The sequence below is a fragment of the Providencia sp. PROV223 genome, assembly GCF_028479245.1.
GTDB classification, from domain to species: domain Bacteria; phylum Pseudomonadota; class Gammaproteobacteria; order Enterobacterales; family Enterobacteriaceae; genus Providencia; species Providencia rettgeri.
Genome location: NZ_JAMPNG010000009.1, coordinates 109211 through 122997, shown reverse-complemented (window position 1 = coordinate 122997; position 13787 = coordinate 109211). Strand labels below are relative to the sequence as shown.

Genomic DNA, 13787 nt, shown 5'->3' with positions numbered 1-13787 from the left:
TAGATAGCCGATAATGTTAACGCTTATTCATGCTATTTTTTCGAATAGATAATACAAACAACGAGATACTATCATCATGATACACAAGGCTATTTACCCTGGTACGTTCGACCCAGTAACATCAGGACATGTTGATATTGTTACCCGAGCAGCAGCAATGTTTGACCATGTCCTGTTGGCTATTGCTAATAGCCAACGAAAAAACCCGATGTTTTCCCTTGATGAGCGCGTAGCCCTTGCTAAAGAAGTAACTTCTCACCTTGATAATGTTGAAGTTGTTGGGTTTTCTGAGCTTATGGCTAATTTTGCGCAAAAAAATGGCGCAAATATTCTTATTCGGGGCGTTCGTTCTGTGGCTGATTTCGAATATGAGTGGCAATTAGCGAATATGAACCGCCATTTTGTTCCTGACTTGGAAACCGTATTTTTATTACCATCGCAGAGTTTATCCTTTGTTTCCTCATCTTTAATCAAGGATGTTGCACTTCACGATGGTGATATTTCGTCTTTCCTACCCCCAGTGGTTGCTGAGGCAATGCTAAAGAAACTCAATAAAAAATAGCAAGGTTTCGCTATTTTTGACATTGCGGACAAAAGAAGGTGCTACGTTGCCCCTGTTTAATGCTTTCGATTGGCGTACCACACATTGAGCAGGGTTCACCTTTTTTTCCATAGACAAACAATTCTTGGGCAAAGTAACCCGGTTTACCATCCGACTGTAAAAAATCTTTCAGTGTCGTACCGCCTTGTTCAATAGAGCGCTGTAACACCTTTTTGATCTGCAACACTAGTTCAGTAATTTCAGCTAACGTTAAGGTATTTGTGATTTTTTCAGGTGATATTTTTGTTGCAAATAATGCTTCGTTAGCATAAATATTGCCTACACCAACAACGACTTTGTTATCCATTAACCATGGCTTAATTGCCACTTTTTTCTTTTGCGCTAATTCATAAAGATATTGCGGGTTAAAGGCGTCTGATAATGGCTCAGGCCCTAAGTGTGCAAGTACCGAACTGTTTTCTAAATCATCACACCAGAGCCAAGCGCCAAACCGGCGAGGATCCGTATAGCGTAATACCTTGCCATCTCGCATGACTAAATCCACGTGGTCATGTTTTTCTTCAGGCAATTCTTCGGTCAGAATACGCACACTACCAGACATTCCCAAGTGAACAATAATCCAGCCTTTTTGTAGCTCAATCAGCAAATACTTAGCGCGACGTTGAACACTCAAAACCGCTTCATCTGATAAACTTTTAATTTGTTCACTAACTGGCCAACGTAAACGACCGTTACGTACAATGGCGTAAGAGATTGTATTACCGACTAAATGTGGCTCTATTCCACGACGACTGGTCTCAACTTCTGGTAGTTCTGGCATATATAAACTCGCATTTTTCGCTTAGGGATACCATTTCGCAATTACCCCCATGAGCTCATCTTTGACAATTTCCCAAGTGAAATTATCATAAGCATGTTTTTTAGCATGGTAAGCTATTTCTTGACTATTTGGGTGATTTAACGCGCTAGTAATATCCTCCGCCATACTCAAAGGCGAAAGTGGCTCCCTGAAAATAAACCCAGTTTCATTATGGGAAATAAACTCTACCATTGCTCCTCGCTGGCTCGCTATCACAGGGCGACCCGAAGCCATCGCCTCTAATGCAACCATACAAAATGGCTCTGGAGCGATGGAAGGTACAGCAATCACATCCGCAAGAGAATAATAGTGCCGAATTTTTTCAGGATGAACACCACCTAAGAAAATGCACTGCTCACCCAAATTTTTTGCATAATCTTTTACTTCGTCTTGATATTGCGCTAGTTCACCTTTTAATGCAGCATTTGGGTCACCTACAATGACGAGCTTATAACGAGGGTCTTCTTTAAAGAAAGTCTCGCACGCCTGCATTAATTCAAGTAATCCTTTATCTCTAGCGATCCGGCCAGCGAATAAAACTATTTTATCTTCTGCTGTTAGCCCAAAATCCTCACGCTTGACCTCAGGTGGCTGAGCATAAATTTCACCATCAAACCCATTACGAACAACTTCAATAAGCGCATTTGGTAAACGTTCTCTGTACCAATTTTTCATAAAATGGCTTGGCACAATGATTTTTATGTCTTCAGGGACATCTTTAGGCTCGTACAAATTATGCATGTGTAACACAACATTATTATGTCCTTCTTTCTTAATTATTTTTTTGAAGGATTTAATATGATTGTGAACAAAAATAACACTTTTATTCGGGTTTGGCGAAAATTGATGTTTAATTTTGACAATTCTATCTGCATAAGAATATGGGTCTAACCTTGTCCATTTCTTAAATAGTCTTGTATACACTTTTCCAAACTTAATACGCTCAATTTCACAATACTCATTAACAACAGAATGAGCGCTATATCCATCATTTCGTATACAAACGATTCGGTTTTCAATGTCTAATCGTTTAGCGACATTGTACATCCACGATTCAATTGCAGCCGCACTTTTAGGGGGTATAGAAAATATAGGTGAAACTGTTAAGACAATCTTATTAATCATCATATTATTTTCTTTTTTTTGTGTGTTTTTCAAACAAGTAATATATGCCTGACAAAATACCTGATAAATAAGAGCCTTGCTTTAATAAGTGCTTGTACTCTTTTTTCCTTTCAGCAAATTTAGTGGCACACTTTAAATCATCCTTTGTCCAAGGTGATTGTGCTAATGCTTTATAAAAAGGCTGAGAAGAAGGATAGTTCGCCCATTTATGCCAAGGCTTACTCACCCCCGTGTAATGAATTAAAACTGTTTCAGGTGTAATAATGGTTTGATATTTTTGATGAGTTCGGTCATACAGTTCATTTTTTAGTGTATAAACCGTATTAAATTTCTGATTAAGTAATATCAGGTCATTCCTTAAAATAAGGTTTAACACATCTTGATCTGGGTACTTAAACCGTTGTTTCGCATTTTCTGCAGATAACAATTCAAAACATTGCTGAGTAACTCGTTTTTCGTGCCATTTTTTTAAGTTCACAAACATAACACCCGAGTTAAAATAGGTCTCAGCTAACTTTGGAGTGTGAAGCCGTGTCTCACTTTTTGTTCTTACACCGATGTCATCGGCAATAACACCACAAACTTTATCTTTAATTAAATCAGCCGCCAAATTCAATTGGCCATTACAGATAACATCCGCATCCAAATATAGAGCAACATCATAATCTTTCGAGAGATAATCTAAAGCAACTAACCGAAAATACATTGCTGAAGACCAAATATCAGAAGCTGGCAATGTTTTTAGTAATTGATTATCCAATTCATAAATATGAAATTCAGCTGGAAACTGATGAGAAATAACCTTCAGCTTCTCTAAAAAGCTAGGGCTGACTTTATCTAAAAAATAATGAAATCTGAAGAGCGTATTTGGGTTATTAATAAGTAAAGAGACCGCTGAAACACCAGCACCAAACTGATAGTTTTCATCCGAACCATAAATAACATCAAGACATGGTAATGAGGAATTACTCGTATTAGACCCCTCATTTAGTAGGTATTTATTTGTTATCAGGTTATTCATGGCACACTCTTTTCTGCTTAGTTGAACTATGTCCCATCATGGCGATTAAAAAACCTAAAAGAATACCTAAAGGCTTAAGGTCCACTTGTTCAAACATCCCACGAACGAGATAGAAACTAATAAGGCTTAACAGCAATGCAATGAAAGCAAAGTAAATTTCCGGTTCATCAGACCTATTTTTTATCCCTTGCATTGAGGAATAGCACATTGACAAAAATACCGCACTAAATATCGCTAACCCTGCAATACCCGCACCAAACCAAATATAAAGCCAAATATTATGGGGCCCGATAGATTGCTTAAATGTCCATTCCGGATGATTTTTTACAACACTATTGTATTTTTCATGATAGATTTTATCGCCAAAACCATAACCGATAACTGGATTTTCCAGTATAAGCTCAAAAGCGGTTCCTTGGGTTCCATTAGTATAACGGTGAGTGCTATCTGTCTGCTCTAGCTTATAAAACAGTTTTTTACTTGTATCGGGATAAATTAGTTTAATTGAAATAAGTGAAATTACCGAAAGGCATAATACAACCCCAATTAGCTTCCAAGGACGTTTAAAACACAAAAATAATAACCCCGCGACTGCGACTGCAACCCATGCCCCTCGAGCTAACGTTCCAAGTAAAACAAACAGAAATACAATACTTAAAATATAGAAATAAATAAGTCTAGATTTAGGCAATAAATACCAAAGAATAGGAAGTATTGGAAAGAAGAAAACTAACGCATCCGAAACATGCCTAAAATCATAGGTAGTAAACGGTAAAATACCCTGCTGATAGGCTATATAGTAGCGGCATAACTCAACAAGTAAAACTAAGGCTAACGATACAGTAAAACTCGTTAATAATAGTTTTGAAATCTCTTTTAGGCTTTCTCTATATAAAATAATTGGCAATAAAAGTGATAAACTTAGTATTCCATAATTCAATAAATTATTGTTAATAGTTTTAATAGATACACTTAATATGTTTGAATAAGATATTGATATATAAAGAAAAATAGAAAAAGCAACAACTAAATATAAAAGTTTATTATTTAATCTTTTTAGCACTTTTTTTGTATCTAAAGACAGATAAACCAAAGATGTGGCTATCATCAAATAGAACAGAATATGCTTATATCTGGTTACATTTTCCACAAAAAAAAGAACAATAAAGATTAGCACCAAAGCTTTGTTATACTTTGAGAGAATACTTTCATTTCTATCTAAAAAAGACATAACTTGCCCAATTATTATTTACTTAATTTAACCAAAAAATACTGAAGATTATTTTTTATACCAGAGAGAATTTTTCCCTGATTAAACATATGCTTAGCACAATAGCGCAAATGATTACTGCTTTTAGCCTTCAGTAACGGAATGTCTTTCCAAGGTGATGCATTTTTTGCATTAGTAAAGGGCTGAGCTGTTGAGTAATTTGCCCACTCATGCCAAGGCTTAGTTGGGCCAATATAATGAATCAATACAGTTTCAGACGTTATTGGGTTCTCTTTTTTGCCTTTTTGCAGCTCATAATTAATACTATATTGAGTGTTGTATTTGCCATCAAGGTAAATGACTTTCCCTGTTAATAGCATATTTAAGATATCTTGATCTAAATAGGATAATTTTGCTTTAACAACATCTTGAGAAAGTAAGTCCATTGCTTTCGTTGAGATATCAAATTTTGACCAATTCACTAAATTTAAGACTAAAAAACCTGCATTAAAATACCCCGAAGCGATGCTCGGGATCCCTAACGCATCAGCTCTTTTTTGCCACCAAATACTATCCCTTTCAGGCACAACTGCAGCTATTTCATCATCTTTAAACGGAATATTTAACAGTGGCTGCAGCGTTCCTTGACACATAATATCTGCATCCATATAGATCATTCTATCTAGCTGGTTTGAAAAGTAATCCGCAATAATAAACCTGAAATAAGTTGCATATGACCAATTTTTGGTACTTGGGAGCAATTTAAGCTGTTCACAGTCAACTAAATAAACTTTAATACTCGTCTTATATTGCTCTGCGAGCTGTTTAAATAATTTACTTTGCTCATCATCAAAGTAGTCAGTAAACACATGAAATGAAAAAGAGATATCAGGATTTGTTTTTAATAGAGAAGCAATCGAGATCCCACAACCATATAGAAAATTACGGTCAATCCCATAGGAAATATGTAAGCTATCATTATTAACAATAGCGTCTGGTGACGATAAATCAATTTGCTGTGTAACCGCATTTTCTTTATTGAAGAACATTTATATCTCTCTTCTCTCTTTGACTCACAATGACTTTCTAATTGTGCGTTCTTTAATTTGTGCAGCTTTGCTTTCCGCTTTAGCTATCAATGATGCTTCTTGTTGCAAAATAACTCGCAGCGATAAGCCAAAATAGATTTTCATAAAACGAAGAATATCACGCTGAGTTAGCCCAATATTTAATGATGAGTAATATAAACCAATTAAATCTTTATTGCGCCAACGGGTTGGAACAGAATTTCTGAGTTGTGCCCGATGTAAATCAATTACTGATATTTTTAACTGTTCTTCATTTCCCGTAAATGGCAAATGCAGTAAAAAATGGCAAATATAACAATCACGATGGTTAATACCGGTCGCGTGCATTTTACGCACCATCTTCGCAACACGACGAATAATCATTTGTTTGGTACTAAAAGTTGGTGGGTTATCTAGCCAATTTGCACAATAATCTTCCAAACTCACCGTCGGGGTCAAATCTTCAGTAATAATAAAGGAGTGACGACGAAGAGGGTTAATCCCTTTTTGCCCAAAAGCTCGACCATTCATCGTGTCAACTCCCACTTGAGTCAGTTGATGAATAGCATTCCACTCTCGATCAGCGCCTAATACTGGCAACCGAAAAGAAAATAGATTTTTAAGAACTTCCTTTAGTGTAGTCCCATAATGAATTTTTATAAAATAGCTGCGTCCCTCAAGTTCAAAACGCAGAGTTTTACGCGATTCTAACGCACGAAAAACTTCACCTTGTAGCTTATCCGCCTCGATAAATGGATCTTTATTCTTCCACAATTCACTAAAAGGGGGTTTTAACTCAATCATTCGCTTCCCCTAAAATAATATCTGCGGCTTTTTCTGGTAAACTATATAAATCTTCTGTATCGGCAAAATATCGCGCATTACTTGCCCATTGTGCTAATTGAACCGGATTTTTTAAACTATCTTCTAGAGCCAAGTTCAGAACCGTTTGCTCAAAGGGCTCATTTACCACAATACCGCATTTGGCTTGGCTAATAAATGAAGCATATCCACACACTTCTGTGACAATAATCGGTAAACCCGCGGTAATTGCCTCTAATAACACAATACCAGCAGCTTCTTGATAAGCCGGGTGCATTAATATATCGGCTGCAGCCATTAATTCTGCAATATCATTACGTCCACTAAAGAAAGAGACTTGTGAGCCGATTCCTAGCGTTTTCGCTAACTGTTGGTATTTCACTGGTTTATCTTGACCGACTACCATCAATAGCGTGTTTTTCTTAATATCATCGGGCAATGCCGCAATGGCTTTTATGGTCCGATCGACGCCTTTACGTTTGAAGTCAGAACCCACCTGCAATACTAAAAATGCAGATTCAGGTATTTGATTTTTTTCACGATAAACTTTTTTAGCTTCCGCAACTTGCTTATCATACTTTCTATCTTGGGCAATACCGGGTGGCAGCATATGGAAACGCTCATTTTCTGTCCCATAATGCTTTTTAAAATGACTAATTTGATGCGGTGTTAACATGAGTAATTGCGTCGGTTTCCCCACTGCAAAAACAGCTTTTTCAAATGCAGCATAGTGTTTATAGCGAGGCGTCAGCTTATAAAAAAAACCTTTTTCTTCAGCGACTTTTTGTGCATAACAAACATCTGCTGCATAATAAATATCTAGTCCTGGCATTTTATTGAAACCAACTACCCGCTCAGCAGGATGCTGCTTTAAATGCGCCAACACCCAGTCACAATATTGTGCGTTTCGTCCATGATTCGTTTTTGATGTCACCGGCACGATAATAATTTCAAAGCCGCTAGGCTTATCACCATCCCATGATTGGGTATAGACACGTACGTGATGCCCACGTGATTGGCATTCCGTTGCAATACGTAGAAAATCCCGCTGTAACCCACCAAACGGAAAGTATTTATATAAGCAAAATGCCAGATTCATGTTAATACCTTGTCATCATATAGCGAATATTCATCGGCAATATTTTCTCTGTGGCTTTAATTACATCGGATGCAGGGACAATAGATAAATACTTTTTACTGCGGTCAAGTTCATCTCGCGGAGGCATAGGTTCATAGTCTCCGGCCCAGAATTGCACACTATTATCGCTCCAAGGCCGCCAAAAAATATGATTTGTCGCACCGAAAAGACACACAATTGGTGTTTTGACTGCAGCAGCAATGTGCATCGGTGCAGAATCAACACCGATGAATAGAGCGGCATGAGCAATCAGTGCGCCTAACTCTGGAAATGAAGTCTTTCCTGCAAGCTCAGTAACAGGCGTTGTTTGGCAACCATTTGCAATATCACTGATACATTCTAAATCTTCTTTACTCGGTCCCGATGTTAAAACCACTTGATAACCACGAGACTGCAATGCATCAATGACGGCTGAAAACTTTTCATTATCCCAACACTTAAAAGCTTGGCGCGCTGTTGGTTGAATAACGACATAGCTGCTATGGACACCTAAGCTTAGTAACCTTTCATCAATATTTTTCCAATCCTGCTCTGAATAAGACATCGTTAGATGCGTTTTTAATTCTTTTATTTCTAACGGCTTGAGCACTGATAGGTTATTCAGAACAACGTGTTCGCCTTCAGGTTCTATCAAATGCGTAAAACTATTACGCCAGTATTTAGAATCTCGATGGGTAAATTGATGGGAAATTTTTGTGTCAGCAGGAATAGCCCGAACTAATACACTCACCATCCACTGATCTGCAAGGTTAACAACTAAATCGTATTTATTTTTACGCAGCTTTAGCAGTAGCTTAATAAAATTATATGCTTTACTCAGCCCACTACTTTTTTTCCCCGCCATGCCGTACAAAGCGTTAATTTCAGCATTTTCAGAGAGAATGGGGATAGTATCCTGATAAAGCAAAACGTCAATTTCAGCATCAGGATATCGGTGTTTTAATGAGCTGATAACGGGTGTTGTCAGCAACATGTCCCCATGAAACCTCATCTTGATCACAAGAATTTTTTTAAACTGTTTTTTCACCAGGCACTCTTAATCAAGTCTATATGTAAAAGACAATAGTCATTCGACAACAAATATCATTATTAATTCAATGAATACTCACTATGTTACTACTTTCATAATAATGGTCATAGCTTCGAATGCACATATCCGCGACAACCCAAATTTTAGGTAAAAAAAAACTCAGCCGAAGCTGAGTTTTTAACGCAGAAAGCAAAATTATTTGATTTTTGCTTCTTTGTAGATCACATGCTTACGAACAACTGGATCGAATTTTTTCAGTTCCAGTTTTTCTGGCATTGTGCGCTTGTTCTTCGTAGTGGTATAGAAATGACCTGTACCTTCAGAAGAGACTAGCTTGATTTTCTCGCGAATACCTTTAGCCATTTTTTAGCTCCTTAGTACTTCTCACCACGGGTACGCAGTTCAGCAAGAACAGCATCAATACCCTTTTTATCGATAACACGCATACCTTTAGCAGATACACGCAGTGTTACGAAACGTTTCTCAGACTCAACCCAGAAACGGTGAGAGTGCAGGTTTGGCAAAAAACGACGTTTGGTCGCGTTTAATGCGTGTGAACGGTTGTTACCGCTCATTGGACGCTTGCCAGTAACTTGGCAGACTCGTGACATGTCTATTCTCCAAAAATCTAATCAGCTCGAGCTTTTTTGTTCTGGGTATGGCCGCCTCGTCAGGCTTAGGAGCCCATCTCAGCAAACTTTCATTGACTGAAAAAACCGTTGATACCTAAATAAAGATTTACTTTACTAAAACGTAAAAATTTACTGAGATAGGCCCTTCTCGCCAAACCCAAGATCCTTAAAGGTGGCGTAGTATACGCTTTCCATCGTTTTCACTCAAGCCCAACACAAAGAAAGTTGTCATTTTTTAGGCAAAAAAATAATTTTATAACCATCCTCGCTCCACAAATGACACACATTGCTTATGCCCAACGACAAAATGGTCAAGCAATTTAATCCCCATAATAGTACAAGCACGTTGGATACGCTCTGTCACTTGCCTGTCTGCTACGCTTGGTTCCGGGTTACCTGATGGATGGTTATGGGCGAGTATAATCCCGTTTGCATTCATTTTTATGGCAAAGCGAATGATTTCTCTGGGGTGAACTTCAACTTTGTTTAAAGTACCTTTAAACAACTCTTCATGACAAATAATTTGATTTTTATTATTTAAAAATATCACGACAAAAACTTCACGCTCTTGCCCTGCGAACAAATCCAACAACTTTGCTTTCAACTGTTCAGGCCCAGTCATCACATCTTCATGTAAAAATTGTTCAGAGAAAAAACGGCGAGCTAATTCACTCACAGCCTGTAATTGGGTAAATTTACAACTCCCCATTCCTTTACATTGCTTGAGTTTTTCGTAGTCTGCTTGTAGAAGCAAATATACTGAACCAAACTCCTGTATTAAACGCTTCGCAAGCTGTAAAACGGGTTCGCCTTGGCTCCCTGTACGTAGAAAAATAGCGAGTAGTTCAGCATCAGATAACGCAGCTGCCCCGTATGCGAGTAGCTTTTCCCTTGGTGGTAGGTCTAGATGTTCACTCATCATATTTTTTGTCCCTAAATCCCTTGCTTCCTTTTTATCTAGTCTAAAAAACATTCACAATCACTCTCATAAGGGTTTGCGTAGCGCTTCGCAAAAATAGTATTGTGATGAAAAATCGAGCGCGCCACCTCGCGCTTCTCTGTGGTAATATGCCTCCCATGTTGACCGAATTGGATAAAAATAATGAATCAACTGTCACTATTAGGTAAGCAGATAGTTATTGGTATTAGTGGGGGCATTGCTGCGTACAAAATCCCTGAACTCACCCGCCGTTTGCGTGATAAAGGTGCGATAGTACGCATTGTGATGACTCAAGGTGCTAAAGCCTTTATTACACCTTTAACCTTGCAAGCCGTTTCAGGGCATCCCGTTTCTGATGACCTGCTAGACCCTGCTGCTGAGGCTGCTATGGGCCATATTGAACTGGCTAAATGGGCAGATCTCATTATTCTAGCACCGGCTACTGCGGATTTAATTGCTCGCCTCAGTGCAGGAATGGCAAATGACTTACTCACAACAGTTTGCCTTGCTTCCGCAGCACCGATTGCACTTGTGCCAGCAATGAACCAACAAATGTACCGAGCAAAAGCAACCCAAGAAAATTTAATCAAATTGCAACAACGTCAATGTATGATTTGGGGGCCAGATGCAGGTAGCCAAGCCTGTGGTGATATTGGCCCTGGTCGCATGATTGACCCACTAGAAATTGTTCGTCTAGCCAATGAGTTTTTTACCCCTAAACTCGACTTACAAGGCATCAAATTAATGATCACTGCGGGCCCAACACGGGAAGCGCTAGACCCAGTTCGCTTTATTAGTAACCATAGTTCGGGGAAAATGGGTTTTGCCATTGCTAAAGCAGCCAGTCAACGTGGTGCAGATGTCACTTTAATTGCGGGCCCTGTAAATATTGAAACACCAGAAGGCGTTAACCGAATTGATGTCATGAGTGGCTTAGAGATGTATGAACAAGTGCATCAAACCATTGCTGAACAAAATATTTTTATTGGTTGCGCTGCAGTTGCAGATTATCGCGCAAAAAACATTGCTGAAAATAAAATAAAAAAACAAGGTGATGAAGTTTCGATTACACTTATCAAAAATCCAGATATCGTGGCTAGTGTCGGAAACCTAAAACACAATAGGCCATATGTTGTTGGATTTGCAGCTGAAACCCAAAATGTGGAAGAATATGCACGCCAAAAACGACAACAAAAGCAACTCGACCTCATTTGTGCCAATGACGTCTCACTAGCAGACAACGGGTTTAATAGCGATAACAACGCGTTACATCTTTTTGATGCAAACGGTGATACCCGTTTGCCTCACTGTAATAAAAACGAATTAAGCCACTATTTACTTGACGAGATACTTCAACGTTATGAAAAAAATTGACCTAAAAATCCTCGATAGCCGTATCGGTAATGAATTTCCTCTACCAGCCTATGCCACCACAGGTTCTGCTGGTTTAGACCTACGTGCATGCCTTGATGCACCAATCGATTTGGCACCAGGTCAAACAGAACTTATTCCAACAGGTTTAGCCATTCACATTGCAGATGAAAGTCTTGCTGCAGTCATCTTGCCTCGGTCCGGTTTAGGTCATAAACATGGCGTTGTACTGGGCAACCTCGTTGGCCTCATTGATTCTGATTATCAAGGCCAGCTCATGGTGTCTGTCTGGAACCGCAGTGACAAAGCTTTTACCATTGAACCTGGTGAACGTATGGCACAAATGGTGTTTGTCCCGGTTGTTCAGGCGGAATTTAATATTGTTGATGATTTTGACACAACCGAGCGTGGAACTGGCGGTTTCGGTCATTCTGGCCGTCAATAAATAGAACATCCTGATAACTAATATGCTAGATAGAACCTAAATTAGGTTCTATCTTTATGAATAAAAACAATCAGCCGCATATTTCTTTCAGGAAGCTTGCTCAACATTACTTATATTTTAAACATTTTTTAAATCCATTTTGCTTCGAAACTCTCTTTACTAAGAGCAAAATTTTGGATAGTTTGTTTTGCTGTTTTAGCAGGGGTCTTATTAGACATGGCAGAAAAAGCGATAACACAAAAACGTAACAGACGTGATGAGATTTTACAGGCTCTTGCGTTAATGTTAGAAAGTAGTGATGGCAGCCAACGTATTACAACAGCAAAACTTGCTGCTACGGTTGGTGTATCAGAAGCTGCGCTATATCGTCATTTTCCGAGTAAAATGAAAATGTTCGATAGCCTTATTGGGTTTATTGAAGACTCATTAGTTTCACGCATTAATCTGATTTTAACTGATGAAAAAGATACGATAATTAGAATTAAACTAATACTTGCCCTAATACTTGGGTTTTCCGAGAAAAATCCTGGGCTTACGCGTATAATGACTGGCCATGCTCTGATGTTTGAGCAAGATAGGCTGCAAGATCGTATTAACCAATTATTTGAACGTATAGAATCACAATTACGGCAGGTCTTAAAAGAGAAAAAAATACGTGATGGCCATGGGTTTATTCATGATGAGTCATTACTTGCTTCTCAGTTACTAGCCTTTTGTGAAGGGATGCTCTCTCGTTTTGTGCGTTCTGAGTTTCGTTATCGGCCAACCGTCGAGTTTGAATCGCGCTGGCCTTTAATTCTAGCTCAGTTACAATAACCGATTATTTATACTACTCACCCCGCCCATCATTGGGCGAGGGCTTTTTTTATTCAATTCCGTATTGTTCGCGATAAGCCTTCATAGCCGCTAAATGTTCCTGCATACCTTCCTTTTCAGCAAGATAGGTGATTAAATCGCTCATGGTAATAATTGAGTAAACTTTACAACCATAATCACGCTCAACCTCTTGTACTGCTGAAATTTCACCTTTGCCTTTTTCTTGGCGATCAAGGCATAACAGAACACCATTCAACGTAGCTTGTTGTTGTTTAATAATTTCCATTGATTCACGAATTGCCGTCCCTGCGGTAATCACATCATCAACTACCACAACACGCCCTTGTAAAGGACTTCCGACTAACACGCCGCCTTCCCCATGGTCTTTAGCTTCTTTGCGGTTGAAGCAGTATGGCATATCGATGTCATGGTGCTCAGAAAGTGCTACCGCTGTCGTCGTTGCAATGGGGATCCCTTTATACGCTGGACCAAAAATGACATCACACTCAATTGCGCTATCTTGTAATGCTTGTGCATAAAAACGACCGACAAGTGCCAGATCACGCCCTGTATTAAATAACCCCGCATTGAAAAAGTAAGGGCTTTTACGACCTGATTTCAGCGTAAACTCACCAAATTTAAGTACCTGTTTTTTCATGGCAAGTTCAATAAAATCGCGCTGATAGGCTTTCATTGGTCATTCTCCTCGTTGATGATTATTTATCTATTTTCAAAGCTGGCACACTAGT

16 protein-coding genes are annotated in these 13787 nt (G+C 38.7%); 4 read left to right on the top strand and 12 right to left on the bottom strand.

Going from position 1 to position 13787, the window contains the following annotated elements:
- Window positions 1-76: 76 nt before the first annotated feature.
- Entirely contained in the window at window positions 77-562 is a 486-nt protein-coding gene (gene coaD / locus PR767_RS12055) for a pantetheine-phosphate adenylyltransferase (RefSeq protein WP_004906920.1), read from the top strand.
- A 10-nt stretch (window positions 563-572) separates the two neighbouring features.
- Here coaD and mutM read toward each other — a convergent pair whose 3' ends face one another.
- The 11 genes from mutM to radC form a co-directional block, all read right to left on the bottom strand.
- Window positions 573-1382: a bifunctional DNA-formamidopyrimidine glycosylase/DNA-(apurinic or apyrimidinic site) lyase gene (gene mutM / locus PR767_RS12050; RefSeq protein WP_004906918.1), complete on the bottom strand. Its 810-nt coding sequence runs from the start codon at window positions 1380-1382 to the stop codon at window positions 573-575.
- Between the two features lie 21 nt (window positions 1383-1403).
- Entirely contained in the window at window positions 1404-2549 is a 1146-nt protein-coding gene (locus PR767_RS12045; RefSeq protein WP_227024237.1) for a glycosyltransferase, read from the bottom strand.
- Between the two features lies 1 nt (window position 2550).
- Window positions 2551-3567 (bottom strand): glycosyltransferase family 8 protein, encoded by a 1017-nt coding sequence (locus PR767_RS12040; RefSeq protein ID WP_109912524.1) that lies wholly within the window; start codon window positions 3565-3567, stop codon window positions 2551-2553.
- Window positions 3560-4798 carry an O-antigen ligase RfaL gene (gene rfaL / locus PR767_RS12035; RefSeq protein ID WP_110731534.1) on the bottom strand — a complete coding sequence of 413 codons (1239 nt, stop codon included), beginning with the start codon at window positions 4796-4798 and terminating at the stop codon, window positions 3560-3562. The genes PR767_RS12040 and rfaL overlap by 8 nt, the downstream gene beginning before the upstream one ends.
- 14 nt (window positions 4799-4812) lie before the next feature.
- Window positions 4813-5826 (bottom strand): lipopolysaccharide 3-alpha-galactosyltransferase, encoded by a 1014-nt coding sequence (gene waaO, locus PR767_RS12030; RefSeq protein ID WP_117162980.1) that lies wholly within the window; start codon window positions 5824-5826, stop codon window positions 4813-4815.
- Between the two features lie 24 nt (window positions 5827-5850).
- On the bottom strand, window positions 5851-6648 hold the full coding sequence (gene rfaP, locus PR767_RS12025) for a lipopolysaccharide core heptose(I) kinase RfaP (protein WP_004906907.1): 798 nt from the start codon (window positions 6646-6648) through the stop codon (window positions 5851-5853).
- A complete protein-coding gene (locus PR767_RS12020) occupies window positions 6641-7765 on the bottom strand; it encodes a glycosyltransferase family 4 protein (protein ID WP_117162979.1) in 1125 nt (374 codons plus the stop codon). The genes rfaP and PR767_RS12020 overlap by 8 nt, the downstream gene beginning before the upstream one ends.
- Before the next feature lies 1 nt (window position 7766).
- On the bottom strand, window positions 7767-8831 hold the full coding sequence (rfaQ, locus tag PR767_RS12015) for a lipopolysaccharide core heptosyltransferase RfaQ (RefSeq protein ID WP_272520385.1): 1065 nt from the start codon (window positions 8829-8831) through the stop codon (window positions 7767-7769).
- Between the two features lie 198 nt (window positions 8832-9029).
- On the bottom strand, window positions 9030-9197 hold the full coding sequence (gene rpmG, locus PR767_RS12010; RefSeq protein ID WP_004265124.1) for a 50S ribosomal protein L33: 168 nt from the start codon (window positions 9195-9197) through the stop codon (window positions 9030-9032).
- 11 nt (window positions 9198-9208) lie between these two features.
- Entirely contained in the window at window positions 9209-9445 is a 237-nt protein-coding gene (gene rpmB, locus PR767_RS12005; protein ID WP_004265123.1) for a 50S ribosomal protein L28, read from the bottom strand.
- 274 nt (window positions 9446-9719) lie between these two features.
- Window positions 9720-10388 (bottom strand): RadC family protein, encoded by a 669-nt coding sequence (gene radC, locus PR767_RS12000; RefSeq protein ID WP_004906900.1) that lies wholly within the window; start codon window positions 10386-10388, stop codon window positions 9720-9722.
- Between the two features lie 180 nt (window positions 10389-10568).
- Between radC and coaBC the strand changes: the two genes are divergently transcribed.
- The 3 genes from coaBC to slmA all read left to right on the top strand — a co-directional run bounded on the left by coaBC (window position 10569) and on the right by slmA (window position 13038).
- Window positions 10569-11780: a bifunctional phosphopantothenoylcysteine decarboxylase/phosphopantothenate--cysteine ligase CoaBC gene (coaBC, locus tag PR767_RS11995; RefSeq protein WP_272520384.1), complete on the top strand. Its 1212-nt coding sequence runs from the start codon at window positions 10569-10571 to the stop codon at window positions 11778-11780.
- Window positions 11767-12222: a dUTP diphosphatase gene (gene dut / locus PR767_RS11990; RefSeq protein WP_117162977.1), complete on the top strand. Its 456-nt coding sequence runs from the start codon at window positions 11767-11769 to the stop codon at window positions 12220-12222. Before coaBC ends, dut begins: the two co-directional genes overlap by 14 nt.
- Window positions 12223-12438: 216 nt before the next feature.
- Window positions 12439-13038 carry a nucleoid occlusion factor SlmA gene (gene slmA, locus PR767_RS11985; RefSeq protein ID WP_004906897.1) on the top strand — a complete coding sequence of 200 codons (600 nt, stop codon included), beginning with the start codon at window positions 12439-12441 and terminating at the stop codon, window positions 13036-13038.
- 49 nt (window positions 13039-13087) lie between these two features.
- Here slmA and pyrE read toward each other — a convergent pair whose 3' ends face one another.
- A complete protein-coding gene (pyrE, locus tag PR767_RS11980) occupies window positions 13088-13732 on the bottom strand; it encodes an orotate phosphoribosyltransferase (RefSeq protein ID WP_004906896.1) in 645 nt (214 codons plus the stop codon).
- Between the last annotated feature and the right edge of the window lie 55 nt (window positions 13733-13787).

Coding starts and splice junctions, on each gene's coding strand:
- coaD (WP_004906920.1), top strand. CDS start 77: ATGATACACAAGGCTATTTACCCTGGTACGTTCGACCCAGTAACATCA.
- rfaP (WP_004906907.1), bottom strand. CDS start 6,648: ATGATTGAGTTAAAACCCCCTTTTAGTGAATTGTGGAAGAATAAAGAT.
- rpmB (WP_004265123.1), bottom strand. CDS start 9,445: ATGTCACGAGTCTGCCAAGTTACTGGCAAGCGTCCAATGAGCGGTAAC.
- radC (WP_004906900.1), bottom strand. CDS start 10,388: ATGATGAGTGAACATCTAGACCTACCACCAAGGGAAAAGCTACTCGCA.
- slmA (WP_004906897.1), top strand. CDS start 12,439: ATGGCAGAAAAAGCGATAACACAAAAACGTAACAGACGTGATGAGATT.
- coaBC (WP_272520384.1), top strand. CDS start 10,569: ATGAATCAACTGTCACTATTAGGTAAGCAGATAGTTATTGGTATTAGT.
- mutM (WP_004906918.1), bottom strand. CDS start 1,382: ATGCCAGAACTACCAGAAGTTGAGACCAGTCGTCGTGGAATAGAGCCA.
- pyrE (WP_004906896.1), bottom strand. CDS start 13,732: ATGAAAGCCTATCAGCGCGATTTTATTGAACTTGCCATGAAAAAACAG.
- PR767_RS12020 (WP_117162979.1), bottom strand. CDS start 7,765: ATGAATCTGGCATTTTGCTTATATAAATACTTTCCGTTTGGTGGGTTA.
- waaO (WP_117162980.1), bottom strand. CDS start 5,826: ATGTTCTTCAATAAAGAAAATGCGGTTACACAGCAAATTGATTTATCG.
- PR767_RS12040 (WP_109912524.1), bottom strand. CDS start 3,567: ATGAATAACCTGATAACAAATAAATACCTACTAAATGAGGGGTCTAAT.
- dut (WP_117162977.1), top strand. CDS start 11,767: ATGAAAAAAATTGACCTAAAAATCCTCGATAGCCGTATCGGTAATGAA.
- PR767_RS12045 (WP_227024237.1), bottom strand. CDS start 2,549: ATGATGATTAATAAGATTGTCTTAACAGTTTCACCTATATTTTCTATA.
- rpmG (WP_004265124.1), bottom strand. CDS start 9,197: ATGGCTAAAGGTATTCGCGAGAAAATCAAGCTAGTCTCTTCTGAAGGT.
- rfaL (WP_110731534.1), bottom strand. CDS start 4,798: ATGTCTTTTTTAGATAGAAATGAAAGTATTCTCTCAAAGTATAACAAA.